General features: G+C 37.5%; 20 protein-coding genes. 6 read left to right on the top strand and 14 right to left on the bottom strand.

The window, feature by feature from the left end:
* The first annotated feature begins 59 nt into the window (after nucleotides 1-59).
* On the top strand, nucleotides 60-524 hold the full coding sequence (locus tag JOC83_RS11965; RefSeq protein WP_205187539.1) for a hypothetical protein: 465 nt from the start codon (nucleotides 60-62) through the stop codon (nucleotides 522-524).
* A 181-nt stretch (nucleotides 525-705) separates the two neighbouring features.
* On the opposite strand, the gene JOC83_RS11960 is transcribed toward JOC83_RS11965, so the two are convergent.
* From JOC83_RS11960 to JOC83_RS20270, 10 genes are all read right to left on the bottom strand, one after another.
* Complete coding sequence (locus JOC83_RS11960; protein ID WP_205187538.1) at nucleotides 706-1,056, bottom strand: VOC family protein; 351 nt, start codon at nucleotides 1,054-1,056, stop codon at nucleotides 706-708.
* A gap of 386 nt (nucleotides 1,057-1,442) precedes the next feature.
* Entirely contained in the window at nucleotides 1,443-1,754 is a 312-nt protein-coding gene (locus JOC83_RS11955) for a Zn-ribbon domain-containing OB-fold protein (RefSeq protein ID WP_205187537.1), read from the bottom strand.
* Nucleotides 1,754-2,893: a thiolase domain-containing protein gene (locus JOC83_RS11950; protein ID WP_205187536.1), complete on the bottom strand. Its 1,140-nt coding sequence runs from the start codon at nucleotides 2,891-2,893 to the stop codon at nucleotides 1,754-1,756. The genes JOC83_RS11955 and JOC83_RS11950 overlap by 1 nt, the downstream gene beginning before the upstream one ends.
* Nucleotides 2,890-4,371, bottom strand: a complete 1,482-nt coding sequence (locus tag JOC83_RS11945; RefSeq protein WP_205187535.1) for a class I adenylate-forming enzyme family protein — start codon at nucleotides 4,369-4,371, stop codon at nucleotides 2,890-2,892. Before JOC83_RS11945 ends, JOC83_RS11950 begins: the two co-directional genes overlap by 4 nt.
* A 44-nt stretch (nucleotides 4,372-4,415) precedes the next feature.
* A complete protein-coding gene (locus tag JOC83_RS11940) occupies nucleotides 4,416-4,892 on the bottom strand; it encodes a PPC domain-containing DNA-binding protein (protein ID WP_205187534.1) in 477 nt (158 codons plus the stop codon).
* 24 nt (nucleotides 4,893-4,916) lie between these two features.
* Nucleotides 4,917-5,684, bottom strand: coding sequence for an SDR family NAD(P)-dependent oxidoreductase (locus JOC83_RS11935; protein ID WP_205187533.1), 768 nt, complete (start codon nucleotides 5,682-5,684; stop codon nucleotides 4,917-4,919).
* Between the two features lie 12 nt (nucleotides 5,685-5,696).
* Complete coding sequence (locus JOC83_RS11930) at nucleotides 5,697-7,043, bottom strand: TRAP transporter large permease (protein ID WP_205187532.1); 1,347 nt, start codon at nucleotides 7,041-7,043, stop codon at nucleotides 5,697-5,699.
* A 5-nt stretch (nucleotides 7,044-7,048) separates the two neighbouring features.
* Nucleotides 7,049-7,525 (bottom strand): TRAP transporter small permease, encoded by a 477-nt coding sequence (locus JOC83_RS11925; RefSeq protein WP_205187531.1) that lies wholly within the window; start codon nucleotides 7,523-7,525, stop codon nucleotides 7,049-7,051.
* Between the two features lie 20 nt (nucleotides 7,526-7,545).
* Complete coding sequence (locus tag JOC83_RS11920; RefSeq protein ID WP_205187530.1) at nucleotides 7,546-8,562, bottom strand: DctP family TRAP transporter solute-binding subunit; 1,017 nt, start codon at nucleotides 8,560-8,562, stop codon at nucleotides 7,546-7,548.
* Nucleotides 8,549-9,319 carry an IclR family transcriptional regulator gene (locus JOC83_RS20270; protein ID WP_338038922.1) on the bottom strand — a complete coding sequence of 257 codons (771 nt, stop codon included), beginning with the start codon at nucleotides 9,317-9,319 and terminating at the stop codon, nucleotides 8,549-8,551. Before JOC83_RS20270 ends, JOC83_RS11920 begins: the two co-directional genes overlap by 14 nt.
* A gap of 138 nt (nucleotides 9,320-9,457) precedes the next feature.
* Here JOC83_RS20270 and JOC83_RS11910 point away from each other — a divergent pair, with 138 nt between their 5' ends.
* Complete coding sequence (locus JOC83_RS11910) at nucleotides 9,458-10,411, top strand: bile acid:sodium symporter (RefSeq protein WP_205187528.1); 954 nt, start codon at nucleotides 9,458-9,460, stop codon at nucleotides 10,409-10,411.
* Nucleotides 10,412-10,519: 108 nt separating this feature from the next.
* Here JOC83_RS11910 and JOC83_RS11905 read toward each other — a convergent pair whose 3' ends face one another.
* Nucleotides 10,520-10,969 (bottom strand): GNAT family N-acetyltransferase, encoded by a 450-nt coding sequence (locus tag JOC83_RS11905; RefSeq protein ID WP_205187527.1) that lies wholly within the window; start codon nucleotides 10,967-10,969, stop codon nucleotides 10,520-10,522.
* A 157-nt stretch (nucleotides 10,970-11,126) separates the two neighbouring features.
* Nucleotides 11,127-11,645, bottom strand: coding sequence for a YfiT family bacillithiol transferase (locus JOC83_RS11900; protein WP_205187526.1), 519 nt, complete (start codon nucleotides 11,643-11,645; stop codon nucleotides 11,127-11,129).
* Nucleotides 11,646-11,761: 116 nt separating this feature from the next.
* Between JOC83_RS11900 and JOC83_RS11895 the strand changes: the two genes are divergently transcribed.
* The 3 genes from JOC83_RS11895 to JOC83_RS11885 all read left to right on the top strand — a co-directional run bounded on the left by JOC83_RS11895 (nucleotide 11,762) and on the right by JOC83_RS11885 (nucleotide 13,457).
* Complete coding sequence (locus JOC83_RS11895; protein WP_205187525.1) at nucleotides 11,762-12,640, top strand: HNH endonuclease; 879 nt, start codon at nucleotides 11,762-11,764, stop codon at nucleotides 12,638-12,640.
* An 87-nt stretch (nucleotides 12,641-12,727) separates the two neighbouring features.
* The gene (locus tag JOC83_RS11890; protein ID WP_205187524.1) at nucleotides 12,728-13,039 is read left to right on the top strand and encodes a hypothetical protein; all 312 of its coding nucleotides are present in this window, start codon (nucleotides 12,728-12,730) and stop codon (nucleotides 13,037-13,039) included.
* The gene (locus tag JOC83_RS11885) at nucleotides 12,993-13,457 is read left to right on the top strand and encodes a YobA family protein (protein WP_205187523.1); all 465 of its coding nucleotides are present in this window, start codon (nucleotides 12,993-12,995) and stop codon (nucleotides 13,455-13,457) included. Before JOC83_RS11890 ends, JOC83_RS11885 begins: the two co-directional genes overlap by 47 nt.
* A 232-nt stretch (nucleotides 13,458-13,689) precedes the next feature.
* Here the strand turns inward: JOC83_RS11885 and JOC83_RS11880 are convergent, their stop codons facing one another.
* On the bottom strand, nucleotides 13,690-14,691 hold the full coding sequence (locus tag JOC83_RS11880; RefSeq protein ID WP_205187522.1) for a LacI family DNA-binding transcriptional regulator: 1,002 nt from the start codon (nucleotides 14,689-14,691) through the stop codon (nucleotides 13,690-13,692).
* An 89-nt stretch (nucleotides 14,692-14,780) separates the two neighbouring features.
* Between JOC83_RS11880 and JOC83_RS20335 the strand changes: the two genes are divergently transcribed.
* Nucleotides 14,781-15,386: a DUF624 domain-containing protein gene (locus tag JOC83_RS20335; protein ID WP_205187521.1), complete on the top strand. Its 606-nt coding sequence runs from the start codon at nucleotides 14,781-14,783 to the stop codon at nucleotides 15,384-15,386.
* A gap of 49 nt (nucleotides 15,387-15,435) precedes the next feature.
* Here the strand turns inward: JOC83_RS20335 and JOC83_RS11870 are convergent, their stop codons facing one another.
* Nucleotides 15,436-16,209, bottom strand: coding sequence for a sugar phosphate isomerase/epimerase family protein (locus JOC83_RS11870; RefSeq protein WP_205187520.1), 774 nt, complete (start codon nucleotides 16,207-16,209; stop codon nucleotides 15,436-15,438).
* Between the last annotated feature and the right edge of the window lie 17 nt (nucleotides 16,210-16,226).

The following is a 16,226-nucleotide window of genomic DNA, read 5'->3' as shown; positions in this document are numbered from 1 at the left end:
CTTTCGTTCGAGATCTGGTATACTAAACGTATTAAGTCATTAAGGGGCATACGAACTAGATGAAAAGAATGTATCAAACAAATAAAGGATTTATTACCATCCCTGAAGCCACACGTATCATGGTGAAAATGTTAAAGGTTCAAAGTGAAAAAGAAGCACAAGCTCACTACCAAGAGCTGTTAGATAAAGCAAAACTCGGCATGTTTGGTGCCAAGCGATTTGGAACACGTATGTACCAAGTAAAGCGTGACGCCATCATTGAATATGCCGAAGAATGTGCATTAGAAGAGCGCATTAACTTATTTAACATCCACTTAGTGGAGAACATTCAAGACATCGCACAGTCAAAAGAAATGATCATGGATGCAAAAGTAGCCGATCATCTCATAAGCTCCCTACAATCGCTCCTTATCTATAAAGTAATTGATGAAGAAGCCTATACGAAAATGGAGCAGGATATTGTTCAAAAATGGCGAGCATCAAAAGCAGCCTTAGCATTTTCAGAAAAAGAAGACGCCCTATAGGAAAATAACGGGTTCGGTTTTGAAGTACAAAATTCGAATTAGCAGTTTCTTTTTGCAATGCAATTCTTCATTGAATTAGCAGACACTTTAGCAGTAAAATTAGCACGCAAAAAAAGCTCAGAGAATAGCTCTGAGCTACTTTTATAATAGTACGTTGTTGTACATTAGCACCCTTTAGAGGTTAACATTTGCAAACCATTAAATGATTCCCATCAAGGTCCTTGAAATTAAACCAGTGGTTATGCTCAATTTCTGTGGTTAATTCAACATTCTTACTCTTCATATGCTCATAAGCTTGTTCTATATTGTTAGTGTTCAAATGAAAAGGTGGAGTTTTGAAAATATTGTCTTTTGAATAAATCTTACTATCTAATACTATTCCGGTACCGTTCATAGGTAATACATACAAATGACCAAATAATATTTCACCATCTACGGGCAAGCCTAATATATCACAATACCAGTCACAAGCTTCCTCAATGTTGCTTACAGGAATAAACACAGTACCAATTTGATTTAAAATAGGGTTCATAAATAACCTCCAAATTTTTGGTTTATAGGTTTAATTCGTGATGAAATAATTATTTCCTTCTTGTTGAACCTTCCTGTCCCCTAAGTTTAATAAGTCTCCCTATCATTCAACATAAATTTCCAGTAACCTTCTTACCATTTTTAACACACCAATTCGCATATCAATTTGCATACAAACTATCACACTGACAATAACTTCTGTCAACCTGCTAAAAGGTGTGCGATTTTGTCTGCTAAAACACCATTAAACTTATAGTTAACCATGATATATCAACAAAAAAAATGCAATCCAATTCAATGCGAATTGGATTGCTAATTTGAATGCTAATTAAGTTTTTGTACTCGAAAACCGAACCCGTTAATAGGAAAAGAGGCGTCTTTTTCGCTTTATTTCTTAACAAACACATATTGATTCTCTTCATTACTCAAACAGGTCACTTCATCATGAATCTGTACAGGGTCATGTAATCGACCTGTAACGCGAAGCCCTGACTCTAATTCAATAAGTGCAATCGTGTAAGGTGTGAGGTGTGCGAATTCATTCGATGAAATGTGGATGGTCGTATGTGAATAGACGACACCTTTTCCTGCTACTTTTTTCGTTTGAAATTCTGTTTTCTTACAACTTGAGCATATCCATTTTCGTTGTACGAACTTTTTTTCACAATTTGCACATTCGTATACTAAAATCTTCTCCATTAACTATTCACCCTTTCAAAGATGTGAACAGTTGAATATGCACCTGTTCCTCCTAAGTTTTGTGCTAAACCAAGGCGAGCATTGTCCACTTGATTGCTACTAGTGCCTCGTAGTTGTGACACGATTTCATAGATTTGTGCAAGTCCCGTTGCACCGATTGGATGACCTTTCGATAATAACCCTCCGCTCGTATTTACTGGCACTTTACCCCCGTGTTTTGTTAACCCTTTCTCTATTGCTTCCCATCCCGTTCCTTTTTCGAAGAAACCTAACTCTTCAATCGCTAGCATTTCGGTCATTGAAAAGCAATCGTGTAGTTCCACAACATCAATATCATCAGGTCCTACGCCTGCTAGCTCATATGCTTTCTTTGCCGATTCACGAATGGCTGGAATGCTTAGTAGCTCTTCTGCTTCTTGCATTTGTGTCGTACCTGATGCTTGAGATGAGGCTTTTATGACAACCCCCTTTTCACTTTTTGATAACACAACTGCGACAGCTCCATCGGTTGTTGGAGAGCAATCAAATAGCCCCAGAGGCTCGGTAATCATACGTGCATTCATGATCTCTTCTAAACTCGTCGCCTTTTTAAACTGGGCTTTCGGATTGTTCATCGCATACTCACGATTTTTTAACGCAACCATCGCTAAATGCTTTTTCGATGCGCCTGTTTCATAAAAATAGCGAGTCGCAAGGGTACCGAAGAACCCTGGGAACGTCAAACCTGCATGCTTCTCATTTGAATCATTATCCATCGCCGCATTAATTGCTTTTGTCGCAACTTCTGTAGAAGCGTGCTTCATTTTCTCAACGCCCGCTACTAATACAGTGTCGTAAAGCCCCATTTGCACATTTAAATACGCTTGACGAAACGCAATTCCACCCGATGCACACGCTCCTTCTACCTTTAACGTAGGAACTGGCCCTAAGCCGAGGTCATTAGCAACAATCGCTCCTAAAATTTCTTGATTCACAAGTGACCCTGACATAAAATTCCCGATATACACTGCATCAACTTTTGGAAAGTTCGCTTCACGTAACGCTTCGACACATGCATCCATCAATAATGTTTTAAGTGTCGCATTTTCGTGCTTTCCAAACGCTGTCATTCCGATTCCTGAAACAGCAACTGGACTCATTTCGTCACTCCTTTCTCCATCTCTTTTAACTCTCGTTTTAAAATTTTGCCGTAACCGCTTTTTGGTAACTCTTGAACCATTCGAATCTCTTTCGGCTTTTTATAGCTTGCTAGATGATTTTTGCATAGATGAATCAATTCTTCTTGCTTGATGCTATAGCCCTCATTCAATACACAATAGGCCACAACCACTTCGCCCCATTTATCGTCTGGTTTCCCAACGACAGATGTTTCTCTTATCCCTTCATGTTTGTTTAAAACTTCTTCGATTTCACGCGGATAAATGTTCATTCCTCCACTAATAATGACGTCTTTCTTTCGGTCCACTAGATGTAAATAACCATATTCATCTACCCACCCTAAATCACCTGTATATAGCCAACCATCACGAATTGTATCAGCGGTCGCTTCCTCATTGCGCCAATACCCTTTCATAACAAGTGGGCCTTTGCATGTCACTTCACCAATGTCACCTTGCTTCACTTCGTTTCCATCATCACCAACTAGTTTCATCTCAACAAAAGGGCCTGTCGTACCGCATGATTCTAATCGGTCTGTCAGCTCAAAGCGTGGCATCATTGTAATTGTCATCGGAGCTTCTACAAGTCCATACGTTTCGATAAATTTTGGTCCTACTGTTTCAATTGCTTGTTTTAATTTACTAGCTGCAATTGGAGACCCCGCCATGTTAATTGACTTAATATAGCGTAGCTTTTCAACATCAAAATTTGAGTCTTGAATCATTAAATTCACCATTGTTGGTACCATAAAAATAACGGATACTTTTTCTTTTTCGAGATCATGTAAAAAGTCGACTGGGGTAAACTTATTGAACACCACTTGTGTTAACCCAAACATCCATGAAATATGAGATAAAAAGTTACTTCCATGTGTTAACGGAGCGACATGTCCCACAACGTCATCAGGTGTAATTTCACATACAAGTGCTAGTGAGATGGCGCTTGAGGTTACATTTCGATGGGACAACATCACCCCTTTTGGCTTTCCAGTTGTCCCAGAGGTGTACATAATTGTAAAAATGTCGTCTTCTTCTATTGAAAGAGCGGGTTCAATATGGGATTTGCTTTTCATCCACTCTTCATAATCAGCACCGATAAAAACCGTTTGACAAGTAGTCTCTACTTGTTGAATAAGGGCTTCTTCACCAATCATAATTTTCGCTTCTGCATGGTCTAAAATGTACTCAATCTCTTTTGGATGAAGCCGATAGTTTAATGGAACTTTAATAAATCCACCAAAGGCTGCCGCTAAATCTAACTCCACATGTTCCATTCGGTTTGACATTAAAACAGCCACGCGGTCTCCCTTTTTTAATCCCGCTTCGACTAATGCAGCATGTAATTGATAAACTCGGTCTCGTAACTGTTCATACGTTACACTTCGATTTTCATCTTTTACAGCGATTTTCTTTGGATATCGCTTAAATGCTTTTTTAGCTAAATGAGCAATGGTTTGCATATTACAACCTCCTTTTTTGCCTACTTGTCAGACAACTCTTATCGCTATCTTTCATTCGCATAAAAGTTAAAGAGTGGAAAACCTAATGATGCATCGACCTCTCTTTTCGGTTGAATCATGTCGGATGTCAGCACGGTAAATTCCAGCGTAATGGCGACAATGTTGCCCCCTTGTAAAAAATGACCACCTGATATGTTTTTCTTGTGATCGACAAATACACCGTGAAAATGGATATCTAATTCCCCTTGTTCATCTTTTCCGACAATCCCGTTTCCTGATAAAAGTTCTACAGGCGAATCCCAACGGATGGGTTTGGAGTACGACATTTGATTGTCATCATAATCAAGTTGCACAATTGAAAGGTTGGACAATGAACCGATGCATGAAATACTTCCAGATGTAATGCCGTGTTTTTTTAATTCTTTTTTTAACCCAGTAATCAAATCTTCTCCTGGTCCAAGAAACCCCATGACGATTCCTCGCTTTGAATCAAACACTGACTGAGAGCTTCGTTGGTTCATTGAAACCCCTCCCGCTTTTTCTCGTTACGCAATGACGGCTCCTCCACATACCTTTAACACTTGCCCTGTTGTATAACCTGATTCTTTGGACGCTAAGTATAAAACGGCTTCACTAATATCTTCCGGTGTTCCCATTCTCTTAACAACTTGATTATTAAGTGAATAAGTAACTCCTTTTGTAATCGCGGTTTCTACCGCACCAGGTGCCACACTATTACATGTAATACCTAGTCCTCCGACTTCTTTTGCGACCCATTTTGTAAAGGCAATCACGCCTCCTTTTGATGCAGCGTAACCAGGGCCTGATCGTCCTTTTGTACTTCCTTCTTCCAAACTAGAAATGTGTCCTCCATTTAAGCCAGATATCGAGCTAATATTGATAATGCGTCCATATTGCTGATGTTTCATATACGGATAAATTGCAGCTTGTGTCAGGAAAAATGTTGCTTTTAAATTTGTATCAATATCTCGGTCCCACATTTCTTCCGTCATTCCTTCTAAATCAAGCCTTGAGCACGTACCTGCGTTATTTACTAAAATATCAATGGAGCCAAGTTCACGATGCGCTTCCGCTAAAACCTCTTTAATGCGTCGTTGATTGCGAATATCAAGTTGAAACGACAGAACCTTTGCATCTGGACACATTTCTTTAATTTGACTTTCTGTTTCTTCACAGGAAAGAAGGTCGAGTAACACCACACTTGCTCCTTCTCTTGCTAATGCTTTTGCACACCCTGCGCCAATTCCTCTTGATGCACCCGTGATAACCGCTACATAATCTTTCACTCTCATTCTAAAACCCTCCTATTTTATTCCAAGTAAATCCGGTAAGAATGTTGTGATACTTGGAATATACGTAATTAAAATCAATACTATAATTGATGCCACAACAAACGGAATAATTGCTTTTGAAATTTTATTAATGGACACGTTGGCGAGGCCACACGCTACGTATAAGTTAACGCCGACAGGTGGAGTAAATAACCCGATTGCTAAGTTAACCGTCATGAAAATACCGAATACAGTTGGATCTACTTCTAGAACCATCATAATTGGCAGTAAAATTGGAATAAAAATATAGTACGCCGAAATTGCGTCCATAAAGGCCCCTGCAATTAGTAGAATGACATTAACGAGCAACAAAATAATGTATTTATTGGATGTAATCCCTAGCAAACTATCAGAGATTTGCATCGCAATTTGTTCGGTTGTAATAAGATAAGCGAAAATGGATGCGGAACTAACAATGAACATGACAACCGCTGTTTGAACAGACGAATCAATAATAATCTTTTTAATATCTGATAGCTTTAACTCTCGGTAAATAACGAGACCGACGATTAAGCCGTAAAACACCGCCACAACCGCTGCTTCAGTTGGCGTAAAAACGCCCCCATAAATTCCTCCTAAAATGATAAACGGAATAAGTAAGCCCCAAATCGCTTCATAAAATGCTTTGAATATTTCATTCGGACTCGCTTTTTCTCGTGTAGCTGAGACTTCAATTGCAGCAACATCATCTTTTGGAAGAGATGCTTTCTCTTTCAGATTTTTACTTCTTACATACATCGCAGCTAAAATAAATGCTGTTCCTAAAAGGAGACCTGGAATAATACCAGCAATAAATAAACGACCGATTGAAACGTTAATGGTGTCACCTGCTACAACAGCGAACACAATAAGGGCAATGCTTGGCGGAATTATAATTCCAATTGAACCAGAACTCGATAAAAGAGCGGCCGCAGATTCTTTTTTAAATCCGTTCTTTACAAGTGCAGGGATTAAAATCCCTCCAATTGCAGCAACCGTTGCTGGACCTGAACCAGAAATAGCTGCAAAGAAAATTGCGGTTAACACGGTTACTAAAATAATCCCGCTTTTTCGGTGACCAACACAGACGTCTGCAAAGTGAATGAGTCGCTTTGAGATTCCTGCATACTCCATAATGACACCAGCGATAATGAAAAAAGGAATTGACAATAACGTAAATTTCGACACACTTGTGTACATAATATCTGCTACAAGATCAAGTGATGAAAAGCCGTAGGAAGAAAGGATCGTCAAAATGGAAGAAGCGGCTAACGCTACGGCAATCGGTACGCGTAAAAGCAAGAGAACAAAAAATAAGCCAAACAAAATGAACGCTGCCATTTCCATCATTCACTTTCCATTTGTAAATTTTTGTATTCATTTACGGTTGATTCAACGGCACGAATGATGCACAACAAACATCCTAACGGAAAACCCATTGAGAAAATCCATTGCTTCCAACCTAGAGATGGTGTTGTTTGATTTGTCATCATTTGAAATTGGACCATCTTAACCCCGTAATACGTAAAAATAAGAAAGACTGCAATAACAATCATTCCAACAAAAATGGTTAGCCCTTTTTTTAGTGAAAGGTTCGCTTTGTCATACAAAAGGCTAAAGCCAAGGTGAGAACGGTTTCTCACCCCGACTGCTGCGCCTACAAACGTTAAGAGAACAAACAAATTAATCGTGATTTCTTCCGTAAAAGCAAATGAGTGATTTAAAAAGTATCTCGACAAGACATTGGCAAATGCAATGATACACATCGCAGACGCACTAAAAATTAATAAGCTATTTTCAATAAAAGACAAAACTTTTGACATAAATTTCTCACACCTTCTTTTTAGTTTTGGAAGGCATCTAGTAAATCTGCACCCCACACGTCTTTATACTGTTCATAAATTGGCTGAGATACTTGCTTAAACTTCGCTAACTCTTCTTCCGTTGGATAATAGAACTGCATGCCTGCTTCTTTTAGTTCCGCAATTTGTTCTTCTTCTTTTTCACGCGCTAACTCAATTTGATACGCATTCGCATTTTCGGCTGCTTTTTTAATAACCGCTTGATCTTCTTCACTTAACGAATCAAATTTCTTTTTGTTCATTCCTAAAATTAATGGATCATACGAGTAGTTCCACATTGTAATATGATCTTGTACTTCGTTTAATTTAGATGAGTTAATAACGTCAATCGGATTTTCTTGCCCATCAATTGTGCCTTGTTGAAGCGATGTAAATACTTCGGAAAATGTCATTGTTGTTGGATCTGCACCAAACTGCTTCCATAAGTCCGTGTACATTTTAATACCAGGAATACGGACTTTTAAGCCTTGTAAATCTTCTGGTGCTTTCACTTCCGTTTTACTGTTTGTTAACTGACGAAATCCATTTTGACCAAATCCTAATGGCTCAACGCCAATTTCACGTAATACATGTTTAATTTCTTCCCCTGCTTCCCCATTCATCTTTTTGTCTACTTCGTTTAAGTCTTTGAAAAGAAACGGTGCGCTCACAACGCCAAGTCGTTCATTCAAAATGGAATAAATGATTGTGGAGTGGTAGCTAAAATCCGTTGTTCCTTTAACAAGTAACTCAACACCCTTACCAGAATCACCACCTGATAATTGTTCATTTGGAAAAAGACTAATTGTAATACGGCCATCCGTTTCTGCTTTCACTTCTTCTGCAAACTTTTCAGCGGCTTCATACCAAGTGGACGTGTTCCCAACGGTAATTGACATTTTTAAGTTCATCTTTTTACCTTCTGCTTCTCCTGAACTACTACTGCTACTACATCCAGCAATCAAAAGCGAAGTGATAACGCTTACAATCAATAAAAATAAACGTTTACTTTTTTTCATATACTGACTCCCCCTCTTTTTTTACATATCCTAACAGTCGTGAAATGTCGGCTGCCATCTCCGCTGCTTTTGGGGCAATACATGTGACTTTTTCTTTTGTAAATCGATAAGAAACCCCAGCAATACATAAAGCAGAGACTAGCTGATTCGTATAGTCATAGATTGGGAACGCAACACCGCGTAAATATTCTTCCCACTCTTCGTGGTCCACTGCATATCCTTTTCTCCGGATCTCTCTTAACTCTTGTTTCATAGCTTCTTTACACGTAATTGTGTTCGACGTAATTTGTGTGAGTGGATACGTATTCACATACTCCTCTACTTCTTCATCGGTTACATGCGCTAAATAAAGTTTACCGCTTGCTACACTATATAATGGGGCTGTTTTTCCAGGCTCTACGACGATGCGTAAGGCAGATGGACTTTCAATCTTATCCATATAGTAGACAGTATTGTTTATATAGCCTGCTAGTAAAACGCTTTCATTTATCTCGTAAGCAAATTGTGTTAAGTATGGTTTTGCGATCTCAAGTAAGTTGTATTGCTCCGCTCCTTTGTTCACGAGCGTGTGAAACTTTGGTGCGATTTGGTATTTGTCTTGTTGGTTTTTTGTGACGTATCCGAGGTTTTCTAAAGTTGTCATAAAGCGATGAATGGTTGCTTTATTACTGTTCATGAGGTCGACGAGTTCTGTGAAGGATCGTGGAGACTCTGCGATGAGTTCAATTATGAAAAAGGCTTTTTCTACCGTTTTAATGTTTTGCTCTATATAAACCCCCTCCTTTTAGTTCCATATATTGAAACCGAAGTTTCATTTTTTACCATTATAGTTTATAATTTTTAAAATAGTCAATCTATTTTTAATTTTTAAAAATTATTTACAGGATGTGAAGGCGTGAACAAAATAAACGACTTTATTTCACGAAAATTACCTCTCCTCATTCTGTTCATGGCTGTTGGGACCTATGTATTTCCTTATTACCTAGCCGTTCCTTCATGGATACCGAGTTTATTATTAGGAGTGGTTATCTTCTTTACAGGATTATCGATGAATGTGAGTGCCATTAAACAAATTCATATGAAAAAGCGAACGCTTTTTCTTGCCATTCTTTTAAAATGGACGCTAACTGTCTTTATTTCAATTGGGCTTGCTTACGTGTTTTTTTCTCACAAACCTGATCTTGCCGCTGGCATCATCTTAGGGGGTGTCGTGCCAAGTGCAACAGCAGCAACTCTGTACACCTTTCTTGCTGGTGGTACAACACCACTTGTCATTTCAGCATCACTTATTGATATTTTTATTAGTCCAGTCGTCACTCCCCTTTCGATGATGGGACTATCTAGTCAAGAAGTGGGGATCTCGTTGTGGCGCTTACTGCAATCTTTTTTGTATATCGTGTTACTTCCACTTGGAATCGGTTTACTCGTACAACGAATGGTTCCAACACTTGTGACTCATTCAAGGTCCGTCACCAAGTTGGGTTCATCATTTGCTTTACTGCTCATTATTCATACATTAGTCGGAAGTGGCAAAAACGCTATTTCATCCGAAATAAGCAGCATGCCACTTTTGGCTTCAGTCACATTCGTTCAAGTCATTTGCCCAATGCTGCTTGCCTACTATATTTCGAAACTAGTAAACGTACAAGAAGCCGACGCTCGGGCCATTCTGTTTCAAGTAGGTCTATGTAACACTGCTCTCGCTGCCATTCTAGCTTTTGAATTTATTAGCGAATTAGCAGCCATTGCTCCTATTGTGAATATGATTATTAACCTATCACTTGGAGCTTTGTTTGCGAATTATTTTGCGAACAGAGATGAGAATGAAGCGACTACAGCGACATCTTGACAACTGACAAAAAGCAGAAAATCATATGAAGAAATCGATAAATCATGAAAGTTGATTATAAAAAGCCCACGATTGAACAAACTCGTGGGCTACTTCATAGAACTATGATTACTTGATTTGTTTCACAACTGCCATCTCTCTTCCAAATCGATGACCTTGATCAACAAATTCTAAACTAGCATATAGCAAGTGTGCTTCCATATTGTCAGGATGATAGCCAACAACAATTCGCTCTGCATTCGGTAGCTTTTTCATTTCATCAATCATTAATGCTGTAGCGACTTTTCCAATCCCTTTTCCTTGAAACGCTTGATCAATCATAATACGATAAACCCAGTAGCCATCAAGCTCTTCTAGTACAGAATTATACATGAGAAATCCAACTACTTTTTCTTCGAAATAAATGGCATATGGTTTCAAAGTCGGTTCAAATTTAGATTGCGCAATAGAGATTGCGTTCGACTCAATATAAGATGCTTGTTCACTCGATACGGTTAACTGACAACAGTCATACCAATTCTCTTCGTTTACTTCTACTAGTTTTACAGATTGTTTCATCCTTTTTTCCCCTCTCATTCGTTGGGGAACTTTTCTCTAGTTAGGAGCGTTCCCCTTGTCGTTTTGTTTGGTTAAAGCTTGAGTGTTTTTCATAAATGAACGCCTCCTTTAAATCATGAATTTTCAGACTTTATTAGTATACCATATTTTCCTGCATCTACCACCCTACTTTTTCACGCAACGCCTGAATATGAGCCACATGGTGATTGCCATGCCATGCATACATATTTATGGCAGTCTCTAATGTCATCACTCCTGATTCCGGATGATAAAAGGAACGATTTCTTTCTTGTTCACTTAAACCTTTTAAAATCATTCCCCACCTCGTATGAATTCCTTCTACCAAGGACAAGGAAACCTCTATTGGTAACGTTGAATCACCAAGCTTTGCCCATTCCGCTTCTTCGTATGGTTTAATTGTTGGATTGTTTTCAGTGAGCGCTAATTTAAAGCGAATATACGAATTCATATGACTATCCGCTACATGATGAATCACTTGGCGTACCGTCCAACCACCTTCTCGATAAGGTGTATCAAGCTGCTCATCCTTTAATCCCTCTACTACTTCGCGAAGGTTTTTAGGCAGTTCTTCGATTTCTTTCATCCATCTTTCTATCTTTTCATCGGTTACATCTTCTTGTTGAAACAAACCAATTGGGTAGCGTGCATCTTTCATGTTATCTCCTCCTTTTACTCTACTATTTTATCAGCCACACATTCCAAAAAATACTAGTTTATAGTACAATACCTCATATAGGTAAAATGGACTATTAATAAAAGGAGCAAAAGAAGATGGGATTATTTCGTTCAATTGGAAAAGGTGTTGGAACCGTCACGGGAACGGTAATTGGTGAGGGTGTAAAACTTGTAGGGAAAGGTGTAAGCTCTCCTTGGGTTGAAGAAGTTGGAGATGGCATTAAGCAAGCATCCAAAATTGCGCTTGATAACGCTGGACAATTTGTCGATGGCGCAGTGAAAGGAACGTACGGAGCAATTAAAAAAGATGATACAATCATGAACGAAGGATTAAGCGACTTAAAAGATTCAACAGGACGCACTTTAAAAGGGCTTGGCCAAACCGTTACATATACAGTTAAAAGTGCAGGCACGACATATGAAGGATTAAAAACAGGTGACAAAGAGCGTACACTTCAAGGTATGAAAAACATCGGAAAAGTAGCTGCTGTATCTACTCTTGCGGTTGGTGTAGTTGATTTTGTCGACGGAGCAGACGTTGCAGAAGCAGAAGAAATTGACACAAGAAACGACCATTTAACAGGTGACGTTCATCCTGAAACTGGTGTGCCATTTGTGGAAAGAACCATTGAGCTACCAAATGGAGAGACTCAAATAGGTACGTTTCCTGTCTTTGAACCCGTTGCAGAAGTTCAAATTCCAGAAGACTTTTATTTACGAAGTGATGCGGTTCACTTTTCATACGCCAATCACGAACTGTATGACATGATCCAACAAGACCCTTCTCTCGCTTCTGAATTGAATTTAACGACGTATGAGTTGCAACAATTATCACAAGGTCACACACCTGAAGGTTATACGTGGCATCACCACGAAGAGCCAGGTCGTCTCCAATTGGTGAAAGAAGACATTCATCATAACACAGGACATACTGGAGGCCGTGAGCTTTGGGGTGGCGGTTCTGAATATCGTTAATATGTAACAGATAGTGAGAATAAGAACTTACTATCTGTTTTTATTTATAGTACGATTAGAAGGAAATCATTAACAGGAGGTGGATTTATGAAACATAAAAGAGAAGCAACTCCTCGCTACCTCATTACCATCATGCGTCATCTTCGCACTTATTGTCCTTTCAAATTCCTTTGTTCTTCTCTTTTCACCCTTTATGTTTGTCAAAATTTTAACGCTTATTGGGATTATTGTTCCTTCCATCGTCATTGGGACGTTTGTAAGAGAGATTTTTCTCTTGAAGGAAAAGGAAAAGAAATCACTCTAAAACAAGAAATGTACTACGCAAAACAAGCTGTTCAAGGAGTCGAACATGTTGAAAAAACTCATTCTTTTACTATTTGTCTATTTAAGTGGCTGTAGTGGTCCTGCCACTCTTGAAGGCTATGTGATGAAAAAAGACAATCATCGCATTCTTGTTGTAAATGGAAGCGAAGATCATGACAATGCCATTTGGCTATCCAATGCCTTTAACAAAGTGGACATCGGGCAATACGTTCACTTGTGGATTGACGGACCAATTGCTGAATCGTTTCCTGCTCAAGGAAGTGCTGCAAAAGTCGAGGTTATAAAGGTAGAAAAACCTAAAGGGGCTACTTTCACTCAAGAAGAAGCTCTTAGGCAATTATTAGCAAGTAAGCAAGTGAATCAACAAGATGTAATCGGTGTGAAACACATTGAATATGATCATGCAGAAGACGTATGGAGAATAACGTTGAAACCGATGGTAAGTGCATCTGGAAATGATCAAGAATTCGTATTTGAATGGAAAGATGATTAAAAAAAGCGTTGGAGCTATTTCAGTTCAACGCTTTTTCCTTTTTGACCGTTAAAACGAAACCTTTAACTCTATTAACGCCCGAAACCCAATTAAGGGTCGCCATTGTGGGGTGGTTGTCTTTAATTCAATATGTAAAAATCTCTTTATTAATGAGCTGACAGCTAGTTGTGCTTCTAATCGGGCAAGGAATGCAAATAAGGCCCCTTTTTAGCAATTCATATATATTGCAAAGTTAGGTTGACTGTGCTGCTCCACAAGATTCTCTAACAACCAAGTCCTCCTCTAAAAAAATGTGCTTCTTTCCTATCTTTTTATTATTTAATAATTTTAGTAATAAATTAAAAGATTTTTTACCCATCTCATATCTTGGATGGTGAATAGTTGTCAAGGATGGATAAGAATATTTAGATATTGTAATATCATCAAAACCCACGAGGGAAATCTCCTGAGGAATCTTAATTTGCTTCTCTGTTAGAGCCCTTATAATTCCAATAGCCATTTCATCACTTGTAGAGTAAATAGCATCCACGGTTTCTTGTACTGTTAAGATTCTCTTCCCTATTTCATAGCCAGAATGGAAAAAGTAATCACCTTCATATACCAATTCTTTGTCAAATTCTACCCCTGCTTCTCTTAATGCTCTTTTATAACCTTTTAACCTCTCTCTTGCTAACATTGTATTACTAGGGCCCATTACATGCGCAATTCTTTTATGTTGAAGTTGAAGTAAGTGCTTTGTCATAACATAAGAAGCTCGTTCATTGTCAATCGAAATAGATGGAATATTACTACCTGTTAAATGTCCGTTTACTAATACAACTGGCTTTCTCTTACTAACCTCTTCTAACAACTCTTGTTTAACTTGAGACGTACCAACAATTATACCATCTGCTTGACTGCCCTCTAATAACTCAAAATGTCTCAATTCCTGATCACTTTCAAAAGTGTTACTTCCAATTAATACATTATACCCGGCTTTCAATGCTTCCTCTTCTATTCCCCGAATAATTTCAGAGTAAAATTGATGTTTAACATCTGGCATTAACGCAATAATTAAGTTCGACTTTTTTCTTCTTAGATTTCTAGCAACCGTATTAGGTTTATAATTTAATTCTTTAATTGCTTTTTCTACTTTCTCTTTATTCTCTGTATGAACAGTTTGTCCAGTTAAAACTCTTGAAACTGTTGCAGTAGACACATTAGCTAAATTTGCCACATCTTGAAGGGTAGGCATACACAATCTCCTTTATATAATAATTCACCGACAAAATCTTCCTACCATTTCCATATCATGATAGAATAAAGTAAAAAACGAGGAATATTATGACTATTTTAAATTCAAAATTGTATAAAATACTTGAGTCATTTTCAAATTTACTTTTTTTAAATCTTTTATGGTTATTTTTTTCACTTCCAATAATTACTTTGTTTCCATCCACGATGGCAATGTTTTACGTCATAAAGAATAAAATACACGACAAAAACGACTTTTCATTAAAGCAGTTTTTTATTAGTTTCAAAAAATACTGTAAACAATATTTTTTAATAGGACTAATATGGAATACGGCTTTATTAATCGGTTCCTTTAATATATATCTATCAATGACAAAGATACTTCCTTACTCTTCATTTTTCTTATTTATATCACTATTATTTTACTTTTTCTTTATAAGTATCAGTGTTTATCTTTTTCCTATTTTAGTGACTTATAACTATAGAATAACAAACTCTCTTAAAAATGCCCTGTTTATGATGATTAGTTTTTTTCCAAGTACTATTTTTATCGTATTTATTCTATTTTTAACAATTATTATCCTTTATTATTCTCCAATTACATTTATCATCATATTTAGCCTATCTTCTTATATTATTTATCAAATTTTCCACAAGAAGATTCATTCTGTTGCTCATTTAATAAAGGCAAGATAGAGAATCAAAACAGAGGAGTGTATACTCCTCTGTTTTGATTTTCTATCACCTACTTATTTAACTTGTTACTTACTAAGTGTCGTAAACTTTTAATGTTTTTCTCTGCGCTAACCATTGGATCTAATATAAAATGTTCTTGCTCAACAGTAAGGTATTTTACTTGTTGTTTCGATGCACTTAAAAGGATAGAGCTTAAATTCAACTCTCCTTCCCCTATTTCTACACTGATATGTTGATCATTAAGCTTCTTTATATCTTTTATATGTAAAGATATACAACGATCCGTATATCGATTAATAAAATCAATAGGATCATAACCAGCATTCTTGACCCAATAGCAGTCTAATTCCATCTTCAATAATTCAGAAGAAGTTTCATTGTAAAGCAACTCAAAACCCGTTGTATCCTTTATTTTAACAAACTCAAAAGAGTGGTTATGATATCCTAACTGTAAACCTTGTTCTTTACACAGCTCCCCCGCCTTATTTAGTTGCTCTGCTGCCCGCTTATAACCTTCTTCTGAATCACGCATTTGAGCTGGTAATGCCGCACATATAATTAGATTATTGCCAATAACTTGATTATATTCAATCTCTTTTTTTAATAGCTCACTACTCTCAATAGTGTCAAATAATACATGACTTCCTCCACACTTTAAATTCTGATTGTCTAGTACTCTTCTTAAATCATTAGAGTTAGTATTAAAGAACCCAGCAAATTGGACTGCGTCATAGCCCATTTCCCCTACTCTTTGAACAGTTCCTAGAAAGTCTTTATTTGCTGCTTCTTTTACTGAATAAAGTTGAATACTTAATAAACTCATCATTACCACCCTTTGCA

Origin of the sequence: Priestia iocasae, assembly GCF_016909075.1 — a bacterium.
In the GTDB taxonomy this organism is placed as follows: Bacteria; Bacillota; Bacilli; order Bacillales; family Bacillaceae_H; genus Priestia; species Priestia iocasae.
The sequence above is the reverse complement of the archived record's forward strand: the minus strand, read 5'-3'. Positions and strand labels throughout refer to the sequence as shown.

What these genes read in the sequence shown, in the direction of transcription:
- JOC83_RS11965 (WP_205187539.1), top strand. Translation starts at nt 60, where the DNA reads ATGAAAAGAATGTATCAAACAAATAAAGGATTTATTACCATCCCTGAA.
- JOC83_RS11960 (WP_205187538.1), bottom strand. Translation starts at nt 1,056, where the DNA reads ATGAACCCTATTTTAAATCAAATTGGTACTGTGTTTATTCCTGTAAGC.
- JOC83_RS11955 (WP_205187537.1), bottom strand. Translation starts at nt 1,754, where the DNA reads ATGGAGAAGATTTTAGTATACGAATGTGCAAATTGTGAAAAAAAGTTC.
- JOC83_RS11950 (WP_205187536.1), bottom strand. Translation starts at nt 2,893, where the DNA reads ATGAGTCCAGTTGCTGTTTCAGGAATCGGAATGACAGCGTTTGGAAAG.
- JOC83_RS11945 (WP_205187535.1), bottom strand. Translation starts at nt 4,371, where the DNA reads ATGCAAACCATTGCTCATTTAGCTAAAAAAGCATTTAAGCGATATCCA.
- JOC83_RS11940 (WP_205187534.1), bottom strand. Translation starts at nt 4,892, where the DNA reads ATGAACCAACGAAGCTCTCAGTCAGTGTTTGATTCAAAGCGAGGAATC.
- JOC83_RS11935 (WP_205187533.1), bottom strand. Translation starts at nt 5,684, where the DNA reads ATGAGAGTGAAAGATTATGTAGCGGTTATCACGGGTGCATCAAGAGGA.
- JOC83_RS11930 (WP_205187532.1), bottom strand. Translation starts at nt 7,043, where the DNA reads ATGGCAGCGTTCATTTTGTTTGGCTTATTTTTTGTTCTCTTGCTTTTA.
- JOC83_RS11925 (WP_205187531.1), bottom strand. Translation starts at nt 7,525, where the DNA reads ATGTCAAAAGTTTTGTCTTTTATTGAAAATAGCTTATTAATTTTTAGT.
- JOC83_RS11920 (WP_205187530.1), bottom strand. Translation starts at nt 8,562, where the DNA reads ATGAAAAAAAGTAAACGTTTATTTTTATTGATTGTAAGCGTTATCACT.
- JOC83_RS11905 (WP_205187527.1), bottom strand. Translation starts at nt 10,969, where the DNA reads ATGAAACAATCTGTAAAACTAGTAGAAGTAAACGAAGAGAATTGGTAT.
- JOC83_RS11900 (WP_205187526.1), bottom strand. Translation starts at nt 11,645, where the DNA reads ATGAAAGATGCACGCTACCCAATTGGTTTGTTTCAACAAGAAGATGTA.
- JOC83_RS11895 (WP_205187525.1), top strand. Translation starts at nt 11,762, where the DNA reads ATGGGATTATTTCGTTCAATTGGAAAAGGTGTTGGAACCGTCACGGGA.
- JOC83_RS11890 (WP_205187524.1), top strand. Translation starts at nt 12,728, where the DNA reads ATGAAACATAAAAGAGAAGCAACTCCTCGCTACCTCATTACCATCATG.
- JOC83_RS11880 (WP_205187522.1), bottom strand. Translation starts at nt 14,691, where the DNA reads ATGCCTACCCTTCAAGATGTGGCAAATTTAGCTAATGTGTCTACTGCA.
- JOC83_RS20335 (WP_205187521.1), top strand. Translation starts at nt 14,781, where the DNA reads ATGACTATTTTAAATTCAAAATTGTATAAAATACTTGAGTCATTTTCA.
- JOC83_RS11870 (WP_205187520.1), bottom strand. Translation starts at nt 16,209, where the DNA reads ATGAGTTTATTAAGTATTCAACTTTATTCAGTAAAAGAAGCAGCAAAT.